This is a genomic window from Stenotrophomonas sp. As-7, assembly GCF_030291015.1.
Taxonomy (GTDB): Bacteria; Pseudomonadota; Gammaproteobacteria; order Xanthomonadales; family Xanthomonadaceae; genus Stenotrophomonas; species Stenotrophomonas lactitubi.
The window spans coordinates 2,363,355-2,383,153 of the sequence record NZ_CP127405.1 but is presented as its reverse complement, the minus strand read 5'-3'; the positions used below and the strand labels follow the sequence as shown (position 1 = coordinate 2,383,153).

General features: G+C 58.5%; 10 protein-coding genes and 2 pseudogenes. 5 read left to right on the top strand and 7 right to left on the bottom strand.

The features are described 5' to 3' along the window. Positions 1 to 157: 157 nt before the first annotated feature. The 4 genes and pseudogenes from QP457_RS11045 to QP457_RS11030 form a co-directional block, all read right to left on the bottom strand. Complete coding sequence (locus QP457_RS11045) at positions 158 to 2,803, bottom strand: hypothetical protein (RefSeq protein WP_205404096.1); 2,646 nt, start codon at positions 2,801 to 2,803, stop codon at positions 158 to 160. Between the two features lie 109 nt (positions 2,804 to 2,912). Further along, the gene (locus tag QP457_RS11040; RefSeq protein ID WP_205404095.1) at positions 2,913 to 4,673 is read right to left on the bottom strand and encodes an ATP-dependent helicase; all 1,761 of its coding nucleotides are present in this window, start codon (positions 4,671 to 4,673) and stop codon (positions 2,913 to 2,915) included. After that, positions 4,670 to 6,460, bottom strand: coding sequence for an ATP-dependent endonuclease (locus tag QP457_RS11035; protein WP_205404094.1), 1,791 nt, complete (start codon positions 6,458 to 6,460; stop codon positions 4,670 to 4,672). The genes QP457_RS11040 and QP457_RS11035 overlap by 4 nt, the downstream gene beginning before the upstream one ends. 122 nt (positions 6,461 to 6,582) lie before the next feature. Next, positions 6,583 to 7,497, bottom strand: a pseudogene (locus QP457_RS11030) (site-specific integrase); the annotation flags it as partial. Between the two features lie 637 nt (positions 7,498 to 8,134). Here QP457_RS11030 and QP457_RS11025 point away from each other — a divergent pair. The 4 genes and pseudogenes from QP457_RS11025 to QP457_RS11010 form a co-directional block, all read left to right on the top strand. Then, positions 8,135 to 8,665 carry a hypothetical protein gene (locus tag QP457_RS11025; protein ID WP_205404093.1) on the top strand — a complete coding sequence of 177 codons (531 nt, stop codon included), beginning with the start codon at positions 8,135 to 8,137 and terminating at the stop codon, positions 8,663 to 8,665. Next, complete coding sequence (locus tag QP457_RS11020; protein ID WP_205404092.1) at positions 8,649 to 10,586, top strand: hypothetical protein; 1,938 nt, start codon at positions 8,649 to 8,651, stop codon at positions 10,584 to 10,586. The genes QP457_RS11025 and QP457_RS11020 overlap by 17 nt, the downstream gene beginning before the upstream one ends. Positions 10,587 to 10,593: 7 nt before the next feature. Then, positions 10,594 to 11,607 carry an ATP-binding protein gene (locus QP457_RS11015; protein ID WP_205404091.1) on the top strand — a complete coding sequence of 338 codons (1,014 nt, stop codon included), beginning with the start codon at positions 10,594 to 10,596 and terminating at the stop codon, positions 11,605 to 11,607. A 1,522-nt stretch (positions 11,608 to 13,129) separates the two neighbouring features. Beyond that, a pseudogene (locus QP457_RS11010) lies at positions 13,130 to 13,263 on the top strand (integrase core domain-containing protein); the annotation flags it as partial. An 86-nt stretch (positions 13,264 to 13,349) separates the two neighbouring features. On the opposite strand, the gene QP457_RS11005 reads toward QP457_RS11010, so the two are convergent. The 3 genes from QP457_RS11005 to QP457_RS10995 form a co-directional block, all read right to left on the bottom strand. Continuing rightward, complete coding sequence (locus tag QP457_RS11005; RefSeq protein ID WP_205404090.1) at positions 13,350 to 16,394, bottom strand: TrlF family AAA-like ATPase; 3,045 nt, start codon at positions 16,392 to 16,394, stop codon at positions 13,350 to 13,352. A 504-nt stretch (positions 16,395 to 16,898) separates the two neighbouring features. Next, a complete protein-coding gene (locus QP457_RS11000) occupies positions 16,899 to 17,978 on the bottom strand; it encodes a site-specific integrase (protein ID WP_240196384.1) in 1,080 nt (359 codons plus the stop codon). 219 nt (positions 17,979 to 18,197) lie between these two features. Further along, on the bottom strand, positions 18,198 to 18,761 hold the full coding sequence (locus QP457_RS10995) for a recombinase family protein (RefSeq protein WP_003799980.1): 564 nt from the start codon (positions 18,759 to 18,761) through the stop codon (positions 18,198 to 18,200). A 187-nt stretch (positions 18,762 to 18,948) separates the two neighbouring features. Here QP457_RS10995 and QP457_RS10990 point away from each other — a divergent pair, with 187 nt between their 5' ends. After that, complete coding sequence (locus tag QP457_RS10990) at positions 18,949 to 19,785, top strand: hypothetical protein (RefSeq protein WP_240196383.1); 837 nt, start codon at positions 18,949 to 18,951, stop codon at positions 19,783 to 19,785. The last annotated feature ends 14 nt before the right edge of the window (positions 19,786 to 19,799 follow it).

The following is a 19,799-nucleotide window of genomic DNA, read 5'->3' as shown; positions in this document are numbered from 1 at the left end:
TGAACTCAAGGCCGAAAGCGTGTCCGGAAATAGGAAGATTTATCGGGGGCAGGGAAGGGAGGCCTATCGACCGTCGCTCATGCGGTATTTTCAGTTTACAGAACAAGGATGATTGCAACCTTGCGCCATTCTTTCCTGCCGCTGGGAGCGCTAGCTGTCACTCGTTCATCGCAGCCAAGGCCACCTCGACTTTGCGAGCTTGGATCTCGAACTCCGGGCGGAAAGACTCCTTTGTAAGGAGCTGCAGTGCCTTATCGACTGCAGCCTTCGCATTGCGCGGCCGACCGGCCGCCAGATAAGCGCGCGACAATCGATACTGGCCGAAGGGGCATTCCGAGATCTTAGGCAGGGGTTCGAGGAGGTCGAGGGCTTCCTGAGGCCGGTCCATCTCGATGAGAAGCTCGGCAGTACGCTGCGTCCGATAGCTATCTAAGCTTTTGACGGCTTCATAAGTCGCCAAAGCGCGCGCCTGCAACTCGGCGCGGTCGTCTGGCTTCAGGTGACTAGCTTCGTGCAGCAGTTCGCCATAGGCAAAAAGATCGCCATCCTCTTCGGCCCCGTCCGGGTCCCTGGGGGGCACTGCATCGAAGACGCGTACAAAAGCTTGGGAATCACGACGGGCCCAATATCTTCCGATCGACGCCAGTGCCCGATAGGCCTGACCGATGCCGAGATTTGTCAGACGAACTAACACCGCCTCGATCGTGGGGCCATGCGCTTTGATGAGTTCCTCTCGCCAAGGTTCAGCGCGCCATGGGAGGCTTTCGATTGTGGCTAAGAAGACTGAGGTCGTCACGCCGCCGCGCCCGCCATATCCCTTTAGAAGGGCGCGAGTCATAGTCGCGACCTCTGCTGCCTTTCCGGGATCACCGACCAACAATTTTACGAGCTGCAGGCGCGACTCGTTCAGCGGGCACGGACCGGCTAGTACAGCTTCGAAGCACGCGATAGCTGCGCGCTTGTCGCCGAGCCGGAGCAACGCCTTGCCCCGGTGGTGCTTCATCTCCGCGCGTTGTCGGAGAGTGAGCAGGAAAGTGGTTTCGAGGCGATCGAAGACAGGCATCTCTGACCTTAGCGCCGTCTCAGCGGCTTCCTTCCCATCCAGGGCCTTGCGGTAGAGATAGCCAGCTTCGATTGTTTCAATGACAGCCATTGTGTCGATCGCGCGTGCTTTGCGGCCGGATGTCGCGACAACGCGATCGACAATGATGGATGGGTCTTCGAGCAGGGCGGGGTCAAGGGCTTCCGGTGGGCTGGTCTCAAGGAGCGCATACACGAATGCCGATGGTCGCTCGTCTGAGGTGATCGCTGTCCGGATCCGGACAGCCAAGCTCCGCGAAACGGTCCAGAACGGGAGGCTGTCTCCCAATGTGGCTACCTCCTCGATGTACGCCGCCAGTTGATTGGTGAATTCACCCGCGGCGTGGAGTAGCCGGATCTGGAGCGCCTGAAGGCTCGCGAAGACAACTTCGTGGAGGCGCACGACATTAGGTCGGTCAGGCGTCGTAAGGCAGGCGTCGCTGAGCTTCCGTAAGCCGACAGGGCTTAGGACCCGAGTGGCGAAGCCCCGGTCGCAGTCAGGTTTTCCGACCCACAGAAAGAAGGCTAGCTCCCGGTCCATGGAGTTCAGGGCGCGAGCCAGCAGTCGATCGGCAAGACGGTCGGATCTGTCCGGAAGCTGCCCGATGACCCGGCAGTCTTCGCGAATGTCGGCCCAGCTTGTACCGCTCCGGACGGCGCCGTTAATCAGGCCATAGGTGAGAGGGTGGCCTTCGACAGCGTCCCAAATCTCTTGGAAGACTTCGTCCGGACATGGCTCAGCTGTGTCGCGATTCACCACCTCGCATGCTTCGGCCTCGTCGAATGGCGGTGGCACGTACCCCCCGTCCCGGCGGGACGTAACGATGATGTGTGATCCTTGCCCGCACAGCACTGCCAGTTGATCGAGCGCCAGTCCCGGATCGGCGTCGTCGATGATGAGCAGAGTAGGGCGCGACTTCAGCAGATAGGCGACGTTGCGGCTGTCGCCAGCCCGGACCATGGCGACCGCGTTCAGACTCTCGACGGATGGAACGTCCGTGCCCTTGAGCCAAAGCTGGTTGTGGTAGGCATCGAAATGCCGCTTTGCGAACGCAGCTGCAGCGATGGACTTCCCGGCGCCGCCGTGGCCGGAGACGATCAGGCAGGGAGATTTCGCAAGCTCGGCTTCGAAAGCTGCGTCGATGGCCGGTCTGTCCAAAGCGCCCTCGCCAGGCGATGGAACTTGCAAAGTGGCGGCCTGCTCGTCCCGCAACTGCTCCAACACTGGTAAGTAGGGGCTGAGGAGGCTCACCGCCCGGTCGCTTGTCAGGAGATGGTCGACGATCTTGGTGGCGATTTCCTCAGAATCCCATACCTGGACGGTACGTCCCTGCACGTCGGAGCGATTCTTGAGCCCCGCCATGAAGACTTTTTCGGTAGTCTTCACCCGCTTCTGGGCCGAGAGCAACACAATCTCTTGAGCTTTTGGCTTTTTCGCCAGTGCGTGATCCAAATCTTTCACCGCCTTGGCCATGCCCTTGGAAAAGTAGCCTGTCTCCGCCGAGTACTCCGCCACCCACTTTCCGTCCGGGGAAGTAGTATCGACATCGCCGCCGACCGGGAAACCAAGGACGTTCAGGCCCCGATGAGTTAGCGGAATTCCGAGTAGCTGCTCCATGAACAGGCCACCAAAACGTTCGAAATCAGGCCCTATTACCCGAATACCTTCGACTAGGCGGATGATGTGGGAAGCGCGGAGCTTGGAATTGATTGATTTGTTCATGGGGTGCGTATTGAAGTTGGCTGCAAACGGTTGATCAGGTCCCGGTTTGGGGCATCTGCTGAGGCGCGTTAATGCACAACTTGCAGACCGCGAGATTCGATTGCGGCGCCTACGCTTGCTCCGCAGCTCCGGCTTCCTGGAAGCCGCGAGAGATAAGCACAGGGCGCAATTCCTCCAATGAGTTGGCGGGAACGCCCAGCCAGATCAAATTGCGAGCACGGGTCACCGCAACGTAGCCGATTCTTCCGACCTCTGTGTCCACGCCAGCCAGGAGCGCACTAGCGTGTTCCTTCTTGGCGGTCAGATACAGCACTGCGTCTAGACTTTCGCCCTTGGCCTGGTGGACTGTGTCCGCACGGATGCGCGCCGCAGCATTAGCTGCGAGATCGGCAGCGGCGATCATTGGTGCATTTGGTAATCCTGTCCTGGCGAGCTTATTGCCCAGGTTCCCGATACTCACTAGTCCGTGGAGCTGCGCAGTTTTTGCCAACAGTGCCCGAGTCCTTTCCAGCATCAGCTTGTGCCATTGTGCATTCGCTGTCAGTGTGGCGGCAGGCAATCCCGACTCCGGGTCGCGGGTGAACGCCCAGATTATCCGCCGTAGCGCGCGGTCGTCCGAAGAACGGGCGGGCTGAGCGATCCGGGCGGCAAGCCCGTGCGGAGGATCGGCCAACAAGCCCACGATTCCTGCTACCACCAGCTTGAATGCGCCGCGGTAGTCCTTATTGCGGTCGCGTAAAATCGCGGCCTGCGCGAATCCCTTAACTGTTCCTTGGCCCGGGGCGCCTTCGCTTCCGGAAAGTTTGTCTGCCATTGTTCGGCCACGGCAAAGCACGGCTGATCGTTCGACCTTTAGGTCCGCTGCCAGCACCGCGGCTTGGAAAGCGGCAACAAGGTTCTCTACATCGGTATTGCGATATGGTGCGAAGAAGGCGCCGTGCGTTGTCTCGGGTGCGACCCTGTGTGCAGCATCTGCGCGCGCGGAGAGTCGATTGGCCAGATCCAGAACTGCGGGTACGGATCGGTAGTTTCTTGTGAGCCCGAGACATGTGACGCCTGCCCGCTGACCATACCGCGCCAGGAAGGTTCCGTCGGCGCCAGCGAACTCGTAGATGCCCTGATTAGGGTCGCCAATCAACGAAACCTGCGAGCCGGCGCCGATCAACTGTTCAATGATGGCCTGATGTACGGTGCCGACGTCCTGCGCCTCGTCGATCAGGATATGCGGGTATCGTCGCGCCAAGGCGCGTAGAACGCCGGGCTGCCTTGCGAGGGTGCGATGGCACCAGTAACGCCCCATATCGTGGGTGTACGCTCCGAGAGCGCCGAGCCTCGAAATGACGGTTGCGCCATTGTTGATTGGGATAAGTGTGTTCTGCGATCGAAGGTCGTACCTCGGGCGACCCGCCTGAAAGTTGACCACGATCTTGTGGAGGTCGGTCGGGCGTACGGGAAACGCCGGCCTGCCGACTGGCTCCGCCCAGAACTTGAAGTCTCTGTTCCGCAGGAATGGCTCGGTACCGGCGACTAGAAAGGGGGCCCGATCGCATCCCATCGTCCGGTAGGCGTGTGGACACAGCACGTTGCTGGTGATGAAACCATCCAGCGTGTCGATCTCGACGCGGCCGTAGGCAATTCCGGCGAATTCGCTCCGGATCAGATTTTGGTACTCACGCCGGAACGTGTTAACGGCGATATTGGAGAAAGACAATAGCGCAATGCGCCCACGTTGATCGCCCAACTGTCGCCGCATCTCTGCGAGTCGCCGTACCGCGGTGAACGTCTTGCCGCTACCGGCGCAGGCGATCACGGACATCGGCGCGATTGGTGCACCAATGATCTGAAACTGTTCGGCAGATGACTCGATCATTGCTCGACGGGCTCGTCCCGAACAGCGGCGGCGGGCGCAGCCGGTGCGGCTTTACCGCCCTGACAGGCGTGGGCGATCGCATTACCGATGTATTCCGGCACGACGCAGGCAGCGCCATCGGCGAACAGCTGTGCGAGTACCTGGCCAAAGCGGCCCTTCTGCACGTTGTTCTGGGATCGCTCAAACATACCGCTGAAAAGGGTGCGCGCCTTGAGAGCGTCACCCTCTACAGCGTCGACCTTCGCAGATAGGTTCATGGCGATCTTCGGGTGCAACTCTTTGAGCGCTGCCAACATCGCCATGCGGTTGTCGGCGTGCAGCGCCAGGTCGTATTCGAGCGTCTTAAGCCCGTGGAAGACCTTGACGAAGTCGTCCTCGCGTTCCTTCATTTTTGCCGTGTTGTCCGATACTTGCACCGGTTCACCGGGCGCCGGGTACAGCGCCTGCGGCTCCTCGTCTTCGGCGGCGTTAGCTGCGGGGTCTGCGTCGGTGATGACGGCCACGGGAATCTTCAGCGCCGTGGCACCGAACAGCGGGAGGAACGAGTCAAAGTTCAGTCCCTCGACACTTATTAGGCTGACACCGTGCTCGCGCAGCGTATAGCCAGCCTTTTCGGCCAGCACGCTCACCAGCATTAATTCGGCGGCGCCCTCGACGAAGATCACCCTGCGGGCGAAGAATAGCTCAGCGCGGGTCACGTCTAGGTAGCGCTCCAGCTTCTCTCGCTTGCCCTTGCCGAATGAGATCGTGCGGGGGAAGAAGGTCTCGACGCCTTCCCCGGGGTCGACGAGGCAAGCGAGGCTGTCGAGATCGGCGATGCTGGCGAAGTTCGGCGAGTGGCTGGTGACGAACAACTGCACGGACTTTTCGCCTTCGGCGGCCTTGATCGTTCCGAGGTAGCCAAGCAAGACTGCCTGCAGCTGAGGGTGCAGGTGTGCCTCCGGCTCCTCAATGATGAGGCCGCGGTAGCTGGCCTCCGGATTCTTGGCGAGTTCGCTGAGCACCACAGCCATGAAGATCAGGTTGTTGAAGCCTAGGCCGTTCTGCTCGATCTCGAAGGCATCTACCATGAGCGACAGGCGCGAGGCTAGGCGCTGGAAATCACTGCCACTCAGACCGAGGTCCAGCGCCTGCGCCAGCTGCGGGCCAAGCATCGCGTGGTGCCGGCCCTTGATCGCCGTATGGGCACTGACGACCGGCTGGTGCTTCTTTAGCGCCTCGTCGAGTTCCTTCAATGCGTTGTTGATCCCATCCTTCCCGGCGTCGGTGGCAAGGAGCTGAAACAGGCGCGACAGCTGGCTGGTGCGGTTAGGCTTCAAGCCCTGTGACGCATCGCGCAGCGGCGGTAGGTAAACGCCGCGCAGATTCTCCATCATGTCCGTGGTCAGCCCCACCTCTTCATGGTTGCCGCACCAGCGTTTGGCGCGCAGCCTCCCGGTCTTGTCCGCATCCGAGTAACGGATGGTGATGTGCGCCTCCATGTTCCCGTCCGCGTCCGGCTTTAGAGCCGCCAGGAAATCGGCCTCGTCGTCCGCGCTGAGGTCGCGGAACACGTAGTGGAAGACAATTTCACCCTCCGGGTCACCCACTTTCGGTCGGTGGAGGTCTTCGGCATCCAGACGGGGGTAGGGCTCGTCGTGTCCGGCCAGCAGGGCTCGCAAGGCGTCGACGACGGCGGTTTTACCCGCGTTGTTGGCTCCGACCAGGACGTTCAAGCCCTTCTGGAAATGCAATCCGGCCTTCTTGAGCTTTCTGAAATTGGTAATTTCGAGTTGTGCCAGGTACACGGATTATCCCCTTGCCCCCTGTCGCACATAGAGGGCTTTCCTTGATACAAAGGTAGCGTACTTATCTGGCCTGGATGCCCGCTTCTAGCAAATATGCACCGGAATCGAGAAGCTAGGATCGATCAGTCTTCCAGAAGCCGAGCAGCGGGATTCGCCGTGGCACCGCCCGTCTGGAAATACCCCACAACACTTGACACCGACCGGTATTCGGTCAACTGCATGATGGCAGGCAGCGCCACGCCTTGGCGACTCGCTTCGGTTACAAACCCCGACCGCAGGCTGTGCCCGCCAAAATCCCCTTCCAATCTGGCCAGGCGCGCCCGTCGCTGCACTATTTCACCAACCGCAGCCGGGGACAGGGCAGGGCCGACGCGCTGTTTCCATAGCCTTCTGAAAATCGCCCCCTCGGTGACCCCAGACGCTTCCAACCAATCCTGCAGGGCGAGGGCGGCCCGATCCAGGACCGGCTTGTCCGGCGTCGACGTGGCCGTGACGCCGGCTTGCTGCGTCTTGCTGTGCTCGAGCCGGTAGATGTAGCCCTGGTCGCCGATCCGACGCAGGTCGCGAAGGTCGGCGGCGGCGATCTTGCTGCGCCGGCGCCCGCCACTGGCAAACCCGAAGCAGAGTAGGGCGCGATCCCGCATTCCTTCCAGACTATCGTCGCACGTGGCCAACATGGCTTCGAGCTCGGCTAGGGTGATCGCAGTCTTCTTGCGAGGGCGCTCGCCGCGCTTGACCGCGGCCCGGGGCGCGCGACTGAGCACGGTGCGGATCGCCGGCTGCTCGCAGGGATTGGCCACTTGCTTGAGTGGGTGCGGGGTGGACAGCACGGCAACGCAATGGCGCACAGTGGCCAAAGTCCACGGGCCGAGCTTGGCCTTGAGGCTAGCGGCCACCAAGGCTCGGTCGACCGCTGGCTGCAGCTCCCATGCCAGTACGCCGTCGGGCGAGCGGCGCTGAAAATGGTCGACCACGAACTGCAGCACTGTGGCTTCGGGTACCGGCAACATCAGCTCGATGCCGAAACGCGCGGCATGCTGGCTGACGGACTTGAATGGAATTCGGGGGGTCTTTTTCGTAGTTCGAGCAAATATGGGGAGGCCTATCCGTGGATCCTACGAATTGCGGGCGGGTTTCCGAACCAGACAGGGCGAGTTTCCTCTGTTTCCCTGGCAACTTCTCAACGTCAATCACATGCGATCAAATTAGTGACGGGACAACTGTTTCCGTAGCCAGCCCGGCACCGCGAAACAGCTGCTTGCCGGACATTGAGTCTGTAAGGAGGGAGTATGAACAGGTGACTCTTTCCACTAAAAGTGTATCTAGTCCGGAATTTGCAACTAATTCCATACCTAGACCTACCAATTTCACCGGGATAATTGTCAGGCGGACACTCTAGGAGTACGGTTGCAGCCGACTCTCAGGGCCTGGCGATCAAGCAGGCGACCTGCGTCACGACAGATCCTGACCGTGATATCAGTCTCGCCCTCATCGACAGCCGCAGAAGCTTGACTTGGTGAGGCTTGGGCTGGATCTTTTCAGATGAGCTTGGCGACGCGAGCGCGAAAACAGTTCTTGGGCGTGAGGGCGGCGCGCACCAGTAACTCTGCGAACCTCTGGCATCTTAAGTCGCCAATCGCCAGCCACGCTGTCACGCTCAGTGGAGACCTGAGCATGCTCCTGTTCTACTACTGCGAGGGTGATCCAGTGGTCTACAGAGCCGAGTACGCGGGAGCAAAAGTAGACCTTTCGATAGGCAGCCAGGAAGCGATTGCTGATGCCGTTGTTGTCCTGGAGGACGGATCCTCCCAATGTCGGGTAGTGGATGACGGCTCCCCCAAAACCTTGGGCAACATTGCCGTGCTTCAGGAAGTCTGCGCTCGTCCAATCACCTCAATTGCCGTTAGCGATCTACTTAGCGCGTCCCTGCGCATCCGAAACTGGAGGGCTGCGATCGCAGCGTTTCACCGCTGCCAAGGAATGGATCTAGGTCCGCTTGCAGAAGAGGTGGAATCCTACGTCCGGCTTCGCCGGATCACTACCTTAGGAAATCTTGTCAACGACCTCGATGCCCATGACCCTTCGCTTGTGCTCGGGGCAGCTGTACTGGCGTTGCGCTCACGCGCGGTTCTATCGAACCTAGACACCGCCCCGTGGTGTACGCACACGCGGCTGATGAGGCTCAATCATGGCCGCCGCGTTTAGGTACACAAGAAGAACCTTGCCTGCAGAGCTTGCAGACATGGAGGCATGGCCGCCATTTGATTTCAGCGCGCTTGATCCGGAGGATCTAGTCGTATGGAACCGCAGAAGGGCTGCACTTGCTTGCTACCTGGCCGGCGATTCGGTCGCGCAAATCAAGGGGCGTTACGGCTATCAGTGCCATCAGATTGTGCTGTTCCTGAATCGATGCCTCCAAACGATGCAAGATGGCCGACTAGTGGGTTGCATGGGTTTGGTAAAAGGCATTCGGACAAAGCCAAATGTTCGCGCGCGCCCTGTCCGCTCAATGCCGCATCTGTCGCACGGCGGCTACGCCGGTGCACTTGAGCACACCTTTTCTGCTTGTCCGAGCATACGAGTTGCCTTAGAAAAGTACCTGGCAACCGGCATCTCCCCAGCGGGAAAGGATCAGGGGCGGGTCACGCCTCGCACAGCTCACCAGGTATTTCTGAAACTCTGCACGGAAGCAGGGGTCGCGCCATCAGATTGGCCGTTCTGCGTTGAGCGCCAAGGACGGGTTAGTCTCGATCGATACGTACATCGGTTCTTTGCAGACAACCATCAGAGGGTTGCGCTGCTCCAGTTCGGGGAAATCAGCCGAGACCGCTCCAAGCGAGGCACGTCGCCATTGGCGAAGATGAGGGTGAAGGCCCCTTTCGAAGCGGTAGAGGCAGATGAGCATGAAGCGCACATCATCTTCTCCGTCGGGATTCAAACGCCCAAAGGCATGAGATATGTGCCGTGTCGCAGATTGAGTCTCATTGTGGTGGTGGATCGTTATACGAGCCACATCTTGGCATGGGATCTCGTAGTGCGTCGCCAGCCATCCAGCGCCGATTTCCTGGAATGCATAGATGCGGCAATTGGAGGCCAGTGCTTGTCGGCAGAAGCAAAGGAAGCGCTGCTTCCACACGCCGGAGATCATAGGCGCGATGGAATTCGAGTCGGCTTTGATACGCTCTTCGTTGACAACGCACTCTCCCACTTGTCCGACTCCGTATGTGCCAGGATTCGTGAGGCCGCCGGTGCTTCCGTTAGCTTTGGCGCCCTCAGACGACCCAAACGCCGCTCATTGGTTGAACGTGTGTTCAGCTGGATGGCGCGAGAGGTATTTCATCGTTCACGCGCAACAACGGGTAACAATCCTGTAGACACTCGCCGGTTCCACCCAGAGAGTGCAGCTGTGCGTATGAAAATTTCCATGGAGGACATCATGCGCGGAATGGACAAGGCCGTCGGACTGTGGAACAACAAGCCTACGGAGGCCAATTACGGGTGCAGCCCCGCACAGCAGCTGCTGGACTATTTTTCCAGCACCAAGGGGGCGCTGCCGCCGCTTTGCCCGTCCCGTGACTCCATGCCCCTGCCACTGAGGCTCGAGATCTGCAGGCCTACTGTGCGTGGCAGTCAAGCGAAAGGCAGGCTTCCGTATATCACCTACGCGTCGGTTGAGTATTCATCCCAGAAGCTAGCGGCGCGGTGGGAGCTGGTTGGCAAGAAGATCCGCATTCACGCTGATCCTAATGACATTTCAGTTGTTCAAGCCTACACCGCAGAGGGCGAAGGCTTGGATGAACTGATGCCGATATCCTCCCGATGGCAACACCCTCATTCGCGCGAAATGCGGCGCTTGCTCAAGGCAAAAATAAAGAGCGCGCACGACATGTTGGACCAACATCCAGCCCAAGTATTTCTGATAGGCCAGGAGCAATCTGCACTAGAAGCTAACGAGAAGTCTGTCCGGGTGACTCGGGCGGCCTCCATCGTGGCCGAGGAGGCTCGCAAAGGCTATAGCTCTGAGCAGTCGCAAACCACCCACTCGACACGCGAATCCACGCGGCAGCTTGTGCGCCGAATTCGCAAGCCAACAACAATTGACTTCAGCGTCATTGGGAAAACGTGAGGTTCTTATGTACGCTCATGACAATGTGGCGGCTATCCGCGCAACCTATCCAGATCTACTCGCCGATCATCCGCTTCTGAGAGCGAATGCGGTACTTGCTACACCTGTCGTAAGGGAGGCGGCCACACTTACTTTCGACAAAGCTCGGCGTGCGCGATCCTCAGTTGCCTTCTGGGCCCACCCGCTTTCTGGCAAGTCATCCTGCATAGCTGCTCTGCGAAAGCTTGCGGCCACTCAGTTTCCGGGCTGTGGTTTCATGGTCTACGAACCCTCATCCAAGGAGGTGCCAGCAGAAGGTGCACTGATTGAGGACTTACTGTCCGAGATCGGCTATGAGGGGCGCATCGATCGCACGCTGACTGGAAAGCGGAATCAGATTGAACGAGCGCTCTATTCCCTAGCGATCGTCGGGAGGCGTCTCTTCTTCGTGATCGACGAAGCTCAGAACCTCCATGCGAAAGAGCTCGGATGGCTGAAGCGATTGGTCAATTGGCTCTCCGTGCGCGATATCAAGGTGACTGTGGTCCTTTTTGGTCAAAGCCAGCTATGCGCAATGCATGACAGACTCAAAGTTCAGATGCCTGATCTTAGCGAGAGGTTCATGTCCCGACTCAATGAATTCAGAAGCCTGCAGGATGCGACGGATATTCGGGTGTGCCTGCGCTGTTGCGATGAGGAAACGGAGTATCCGGCGGGATCTGGGTGGTCCTACACCCAGTACCTATGGCCGCGTGCCTACAACCACGGATTTCGACTTGAGAAGTGTGCCAACGATATGTTTGAGGCGTTCCGTGCACGCTCTGGAGGCTCAATAGAGCGAGAGGGTGTGAGCATGCAATGGATAGCCGAAGCGCTGATGTTGGTGGGACTCGACGCGGAGGCCAGCGATGCCGATGACCTCGTACTTTCCCGCGGTGACTGGGAACGAGCAATCGCAGATTCGGACTATGGTGCACGCAGTCCACCTGCGTTAGGCACTGCCGGCCGCCGTAGTCGAGTCGGTCGCCAGGAACGCGCATGATTGCCTGGAGTCGACTCCTGATCGATGACTACTGCTCATCGTGGTCGATCGTTCAGATTTTGGGTTGGCTGAATCACTCCCGCGTAGCTTGGCTAAAGACGAAGCGAGCATGGCGATTCCATCTGGCTGATCAGTCGGTGCTCTTGCCCGATACAGGTACAGCCACGTGCTTGGCCGATCAGGAAGAGCTGCGCGAGGTGGCTCGTATGCTTGCCGACCCGCGACGATGGCTCCCTGAGGCTGAATTGCGGTACTGCCCGGTGTGCATTGGTTTCGGCATGCACTATGGGCATCAGCAAGATCGCACCTTTCGAAACTGCTTCATTCATGGCCGGTCGCTTCAAGATCGCTGTCCGATTTGCGGCAATGCACTAGAAACCAAAGGCGTGAGCTGCAATGGATTCGTTTGTCTGCGCTGCGGGGAATCTCTTCTGCCTCTGCCCGCCCCGGCACTAAGAGACAGCCGCCAGATTGACTCTGTGGCTATCGCGCTCGATGAGCTGGAGGGTTGGCAGTCACACAGTGACCAACTCAGTGCTGGCTATCAGCAGCCAGGAACGGGGCGCGCTTTCCCTCTATGGGGCTCCGGATCGCCGAGCGGTAGGGCCGCATGGACCTGGCGATCACTGGATCTAAACCCAAATTCACGAATCGCTGCCGCCATGGAGCCGGCACCAGTAGGCTTCCAGTTGATCCCGAACGTCACCAGGGTGACACGTCTCCTGGAAGCCGAATTCCAGCGGTCAGCCGACGACACTCTCCAGCCGTACAAGCTTCTCTTTAGATGCGTTGCGCGCCACCTCCGCCGACGCTATCTGCGAGGTCATGGCGCGTGTTGGAAATACGCAACAGCTGCTATGGGGGGACTTGGGCATGGGAGGAGCAAGCAGATCTACATTCAGCCAGACATGTGCTGCTTGGGGCAGGCCTATTCGCTTTGGCGACTTCAGTGGGAGCGCGAGTTCGAGCGAATGGAGCGCTGGCTGGCTCGAGCGTGTGAGGCTAGCACTGTTTCCGACTTTGGCCTTGCAAGCGTGCACGCGGCGCAGCTCTGTCTGATCAGTTCATTCCAACATTGGGTTCTCGCGCTCGCGGAGATCCAGGAGGCGTTCTGCGGATCCGATCAACGCGCGATTCTGGATGGCGTAACCGATAGACCGCACTGGGCGCTGCTTCAACGGGGGGCATCCTACGGTTGCCCAATCCACTTTCGGCATCCAAGTTTGAAGGGTCTTGGCCGCTGCGATCAAGGCAAAGTATGGCGACGGGAGCATGAAAGAGTGGTGTCAAGACTTAGGGAGATTAGGTCTCGTCGTGTGCCTGTGCCTGTGCTTGTGCCAGACCAGCCAGGTCCTTTTGGTCAGTCGCCAACCTGATGCCCGGGACGGCACCCTGCTCGCGAGGAACGCGCCATGTGTTCAATGTACGAAAGTGACTATCTTTGCAGGGCTGGTGTGCGTTTGGTTGAGGATGACCCAGCGGCTTGCGCGGGTGATTAGCGTGCGTTATCAAGAGTAGGGTGGCCGACGCACGAAGCAAGATCGAAGGGTGGCGCGCTTCTATAGCGAGGAACGTCCCCGCAGTGCACTAGGATGGAAAACCCCGGAAGAATTCGCCATGAAACACGGGTCCCTTGCGAACTCCAGGGTGCCGTAGAACGCCGGATTTTCTACCTTGAAATGCACCGGGAATTGGGTGTGGGTCAGCCGACGCTCGCAAGGCAGCGAGCGCCGGTGCCTCCATCAATGCAGGTACTTTGCCTGCCGATTCTCAAATGCTGGAGTGGTCCCCTCAAGCACGTTGAGTACCGACCGATTCAGTTCCATGCTCTCAATCGCCCCGCTTTGATAACGCAAAGCGAAGCCGGCAGCGCGATCAAACTCCGCATGGATGATCTGCTCAGCATCACAGCAGACGGCCAAGTTGGCATTGTGGGTGACCATCACGATTTGCCGAGTCTGCTTAGCCCGCTGGATGATCGGGACCAACATCGAATAGACCGTTTGGTTGTCGAGGTTCTCCTCTGGCTGATCCAGGATCAGAGGGGTGGGGTCAGTGTCGACCAGCAGGTAGAAGATCAGCAGCAATGCACCCCGTTGTCCTGGGGACATTTGCTGGATGCTTGTGCCTGCCAAGCTCAGAGAGAATTTTGCCTCCAAATTCCGAAGGTCGAACAGGGAGTCATAGAAATCCTCCACCTCAGTCTTTGCGCGAAGGATCGGCTGCAACGGCAGCTCGTTGTCGCCATTCTGCGTGATCTCGTTGCGAACGGATCGGAGGCCAGCAACAACACTTTCTGTGTCATTGAAGTCAATCGAGCGGAGGAGTCCGTTGAGTTTCGATGCGCCTTCCACCTCGCCCCGGAAGCCGCCCGTGTTCTGCTTTACCTGTCCAAAGAAGCTGTCGAAGAACGCAGCCCGATCAAAGAACAGGGCGCTCTGGAACGCTACTTTGAGTTCTTCAGCTACACCAGGCACTGACCTTACAATCTCCTCAACCCCATTGAAGAGCGGTCGGCGCGAATCCGCAATCGAGAGGAGCTCTTTATGAATTTGGCGCACAATCTCGTCCTGTTTTTGCTGCAGTCCTTTGCACCGGTCGGGCAGGGTGGATAGGTCTGCAATTCTGGCCTTGTAGAACGCCACGGTGTCTGTCTGGCCATCCGTGCCAACGATCTGGGCGCGAACGCGATCCCACGTCGCGCGAGCGGTGAGGTACTCCTGGTACGCTTTGGAGGGACCGTCCAGCTTCTCCTGAAGCTGCTTCTGCTCGGCTTCCAGTCTCTGGCGAACGGCTTGATGCTCCAGCTCGCGATTAACAAGCTGCTCAATGTGAAGCGCATCCTCTGCCGCCACTTCCCGCAGAAGCCCTGACTTCACTTCAACGGTGATCAGAGGCCGGATGTCGACAGCCACTTCTGCCAGCTCCTTTTCTAGGCTCGCCCCTAGCTGTGTGGCCAATGCGACATGGTCGTCCAAGCGCTGCGCAACGCTGACCACCTTGGTGCGGCGTGACGCAAGCATGCGCCTGGTTGCTTCGGAGTTTTGCCGCGTCGACTCTGTAGCCGCGAGCTCTTCGGCAATGGCCTTCAGCCGCTCACCTTCCGGCGATGCTTCATCCCCGCCAACTTCAGGTTTCAGCACCTCGGCGGGCATCTTGGCGTTGTGATCGCCGAGTTCGAGCTCCTTGGATGCCAGGCGCTCCCTAAGTTCATTGAGATGGCCTGCACTTGCTTGCCGCTCTAGATCAGCGAGTGCGCGATTGATCTCGCCGAGTGCAACTCGGTGCGCGCTTATGCGCTCCAGTGTGGGGCGCTCCTTGTCCGCGAGGTACTCATCCAAGCCAGCGTGCGAGCCCTTGTCAGCGCTGTCCAAGTGCGAGAAAAGCACTTGCCGAATCTCTGCACTGAACTGATCGGACTGTCCGTTGATGTGATCGTTGCAGAGCATCTCGAAGTAGTCCTGCGAGATGTACTTCACGCGTTCAGGTTGATCCTCTTTGAACCTGTGGTCCAACGACACTTGCCCGACGTCGTCGTTACACCATGTCAACGCTGCATCAAATGCTGCGGCTCGTTGAGTGGCCCCGCTCTTGAAACGGTCATCGATCAAGAAGGTGAAGTATTCATGGGCTTTGGAATTTCCGGCCAAGGCCAACACTTCCGCCAAGCCGCTCTTGCCTGAGCCCTTGTTGCCGATGATCGCAACCAGATCCGGATTCAGCTCAATATCCGTGCCGTCAAACCAAGCCTCGGCGAGCGTGGCCGATGGCTTGCGCGTGACCGTCAGCCCTTTCATGAAGAGGCGGCCGTTGTCTCTCACCTGCGCCAGTTTGGGCGGAATGTCCCCGATGTAGGAGCGGAACGACGGCTCCTTGATCGCGTGGCACATTCCCTGGAAGGTTGGCTCAGCCTTGATCCACGTTTTCATGCCGTTCGGAAACACGCCGTAGTCCGCATGCTTGTGGGCATCGGTGCCGCGCACACACAAGCGCGGGCTCGACCCCAGCGCTTCCCAGAACGCATTAAAGTACTTCTCATTGGCAGCCGACCTGACGCCATGAAAGGCGTCGCGATTGCCCTGGTCCTTGCACTCGAAGATGCTCGCGGCTGTCATGTGACGCCTGACCTCCGCATAGTGCGGCCCCGACTTGATGTCTTTAAGGCCGCCATAGGTGTCCCAGGGCATCAAGAGCAGTCCACGCGAGCCCAGCGTCTCCAGCGCCTTGGACAGAGACTGAGGCGTCACCATTGCGGTTTGCCACCCGACCGTCAGAGCGTACTCAGCATCTTGGGCTACACGTGCAGGATCGAAGCCGTGAGGGGTGAGTTTGTCTGCACCCAGCTCCCGAGCGTACTGCATCAGACATGCCTCGCTCAGCCCTCGTTCGCCGGCACGAAGGCTCACTTTTAGATCATTCAAAACGTCCTGGAGGACCTGCCGCTCCACCGTGGGATCGATGACCAAATGCACATTGAGCCGCTTGTCCAGCGAGCTCTCGACACGCAGTTCGATACCGGGGAAGACCTGCTTGTTCGGCAGCTCTTCTGGGTGCTGGCGCACGTGATCAGCTACCGCCAGGTAACCGTCGAATGTCCAGTAGTCCATGATCACAAAGACATCTGGTTCGGCATTCTTCAGTGATAGGACCGTCTGTTCGACGATCGCCTGCCTAGCCTCGCCAACCGCTCCACGCAATTTGGGTGAGCCACTCCATTGATACGATGCCGGCGTATGGCAGTGGAAGTCCCATACTCTCCACAGCGCCCCTTGCGACGTACGCTCCATTACTGAACTCCCCTGTTCTCGTAGTTGTGTGTCGGTGCCAACGTATCGCGTCGCTGAATGCCAGGCAGGTGCGCCTGGACGGGCCTTCAGGGCACGCTTTTCAGATCAGCTCCTGTGTTCGGCGTCCGTCCCGCCAGCGCCGCATCAAGGCTGCCCAAGGCGCAGGGCAGTTCGCAGTGAAGATGGCGAGGGCAGGTCGTTGAACGAAGTGGACGTCAACCTGCCGCTTGGCAGCGTGCTGGTCAAGGTCGGTGGGACTGTGCCGGACGATGACCTCTCCGACAGCGACGTGGCGCTTCGTCACCAAACGTTCGAAGTCACGTCCAACGTAGTCTTGGTGCAGGAAACCAGATGGATCCATCCCCCCGCCCTCCTTCAGTGCGAACTCCGCGCACATGGTGCTGCGTCCGATTGTACTGCGGCACGCCTACAATCGAGCCGGCAGACTTGGGTACCCTGCAGACGGGCGCCTGCGGCGGCAACGGCTGCGCCCGCCATAGGCGATCAGCGCTCCTCCAGCAGGTGCGCGGCCGGGTTTTCGGCCACACGGCCATGCTGGTAGTAGCCAATCACACTGGCCACCGAGCGGTGATCGGTCATGGCCATTAGCGCGGGCAGTGCCACGCCCTGCCTGGCGCCCTCGGTGACAAACCCCGAGCGCAGGCTGTGCCCGCCGAAATCGCCTTCAAGGCCAGCCAGCGCCGCGCGGCGCTGGATGATCAGCGCGATGGCTCGATCACTCAGCGCCGAACCGATCCGCTTTCCCCAGACCCGGCGGAACAGCGCCCCTTCGGTGAGCTGGGCGGCGTCCAGCCAGGCCTGAAGCGCGGTCGCAGCCGCGCCCAGCAGCGGCTTGTCCGGACTGTCACCGACTTTGGGGCCGCTCTGGAGAGTCTTGCCTTGGTCCAGGTGGTAGACGAATCCGCCGTCGGGCAGCTGACGCAGATGAGTCAGACTTGCCGCCGCCACCTCACTGCGACGGCGGCCGCCGCTGGCAAAGCCGAAGTAGAGCAGGGCCCGATCACGCACCCCGGCCAAATCGTCGCCGCACGTGGCCAGCAGCGCCTGCAGCTCGATCCGGGTAATTGCGGCCTTTTTGTGCGGGCGCTCGCCGCGCTTGTGCGCGCCGCGGCGGGCGCTGGCCAGCAGCTGCCGCACCTCTGCGCTGTCGATGGGGTTGGCCAGCTGCTGCAGCTGATGGACCTTGCTCAGCACCGAGACGCGATGAGTGAGGGTGGCCAGCCGCCAGGGTCCGGGTTGACTCTTCAGCTTGGCTGTCACCAGTGCGTGATCCAGTGCGGCCGGCAACTCCCAGCGCAGGCCCTCGGCGGTATCGCGAGCCAGGTGGTCGACGATGAATTGCACGACGGCTGCCGCCGGCAGCGGCAGGCGCAGCGCCTGACCGTAGCGTCCTTGATACCAGCCGGCCCAGTAGCGTAGGGCCGTACGGTAGCTGCGCATGGTGTTGGCACTGCGCGCCGCCGCCACGATCTGGTCGGCGGCGGCGGCCGCCCCAGCAGACAGCTGTGCAGGATCGGGCAGGCTAGGGAGCCGATCAACGGTCAATGAAGGGATGCTTTTCATATGTAGTATGTATCCCTCATTACAGATTGAGTCATCGTATTCCGATAATTCTACATTATCGGAAGTACAGCGCCTGCCGCCGTAAGTTTGAACCCAGGAGACCCGCATGGCCCGTGGCCTGACCGAGTTGGATGTGCATAACGCCGCCGATGACCTCGTCGCCGGCGGTGAGCGGCCCACCGTGGAGGGGTCGTCTCAGAAAACGGAAAATTAAGCACGTTAAGCTCCAATTTCGCGCAGGTACTGGTACAACGTTTCGCGGCTGATGCCAAATTCACGGGCCAGCTTTGCCTTTTGTTCGCCGGCCTTGACGCGTTGCAGAAGTTCAGCGGCGCGTTCGGGCGAAAGCGCTTTCTTGCGGCCCCTGTAAGCTCCGCGCTGTTTGGCGAGCGCGATGCCTTCCCTCTGCCGTTCGCGGATCAATGCTCGCTCGAACTCGGCGAACGCGCCCATGACCGACAACATCAAGTTCGCCATCGGCGAATCCTCACCGGTGAAGGTCAGGCATTCTTTGACGAACTCGATGCGCACACCGCGCCTGGTCAGCTTTTGCACAAGGCGGCGCAGGTCATCGAGGTTGCGGGCCAAGCGATCCATGCTGTGCACCACCACCGTATCTCCTTCGCGCACGAAGGCCAGCAGCGAGTCAAGTTCCGGGCGCTGGGTGTCCTTGCCCGATGCCTTGTCGGTGAATACCTTTCCGACTTCGACCTGTTCCAGTTGCCGCTCCGGGTTTTGGTCGAAGCTGCTGACCCGGACGTAGCCGATACGTTGACCTTGCAAGATGCCCCCAAACAGAAAAGTGTCAGGAATAAATCTATGACCTTGCGCAGCTTGTGTCAATAAATTAAGCGATGGAGTCTATCCGGACGTTTCTGGGTAGGCTGTCCTGACGTCCGGTTAGGGCATACCCTATAGTGGTATTTTCTAAAAAATCTGAATTTTTAAGAATTGAAAAAACAGGTGAAAAATGGACGTAAAAATAGTTAGCGGTTTAACTAGCAGCCTACTGATTGCTAAAGATGATTTTGTCGAACAGGACGGCTATATAGATAAAAAGATTAAAGTAAGTGGCAAGCTCAATTTAGTATTGTTTCGTCAGAGCCGAGATTGCCTTGAGCTAATTAATGTTACTGAAAATGAAATGATGCTCGTAAAGCGGGTTACAGATCATGACCCACAACAGTCAGAAGATATTGCCTTGCAAATTTATAGTGAAGTTAAAGAGCAATTATTAAATCTTGAAAATAAGGTTGTGGACGATCAAGGAGCATACAAAACTAGCGAAGTTAAGAACTTCAATAATCAAGCTGATGAAGCCCAGTTAAGCCGTAAGGAATTAGAGTTAGATAAGCACGAAATAACTAAACAAGTCCGAATACAGCTAAAAATAGAAGGTAAATTGGGTGCGGATTTTGCTAAGTCTGCAAATGGGCTATCAGTTGCTCAAGGTGACTATATCAATCTGAATGAAGCCTACAGTCAAAAAGACGGCTTATTCAAAAGCACTAATTTACCTAAAGACGCTGAAATTAAAATTACAGGTCAAACTACTAAAAAAGGTGAAACCTATGCGACAGGAATTTATAGCAATTCGAATGTAGAGTTAAAAATTAGAGAAGTAAAAGCCCGCTATGGTGATCAGTATGTAAAACGCTATACGAACAATCCTGAAGTGAAACAGATTGTAGATCAAAAGGTGACAGCACAGCAGACAACATTTAAATCTTTATCTGCTTCAAGGATACAGGAGTTAAGCCAGTCAAACCCAAAGCAAGATAAGCCCACTTCAGGCATGAAAATTTAATATTGCAGCAGAAA

Coding starts and splice junctions, on each gene's coding strand:
- QP457_RS11045 (WP_205404096.1), bottom strand. CDS start 2,803: ATGAACAAATCAATCAATTCCAAGCTCCGCGCTTCCCACATCATCCGC.
- QP457_RS11040 (WP_205404095.1), bottom strand. CDS start 4,673: ATGATCGAGTCATCTGCCGAACAGTTTCAGATCATTGGTGCACCAATC.
- QP457_RS11025 (WP_205404093.1), top strand. CDS start 8,135: ATGCTCCTGTTCTACTACTGCGAGGGTGATCCAGTGGTCTACAGAGCC.
- QP457_RS11020 (WP_205404092.1), top strand. CDS start 8,649: ATGGCCGCCGCGTTTAGGTACACAAGAAGAACCTTGCCTGCAGAGCTT.
- QP457_RS11015 (WP_205404091.1), top strand. CDS start 10,594: ATGTACGCTCATGACAATGTGGCGGCTATCCGCGCAACCTATCCAGAT.
- QP457_RS11005 (WP_205404090.1), bottom strand. CDS start 16,394: ATGGAGCGTACGTCGCAAGGGGCGCTGTGGAGAGTATGGGACTTCCAC.
- QP457_RS11000 (WP_240196384.1), bottom strand. CDS start 17,978: ATGAAAAGCATCCCTTCATTGACCGTTGATCGGCTCCCTAGCCTGCCC.
- QP457_RS10990 (WP_240196383.1), top strand. CDS start 18,949: ATGGACGTAAAAATAGTTAGCGGTTTAACTAGCAGCCTACTGATTGCT.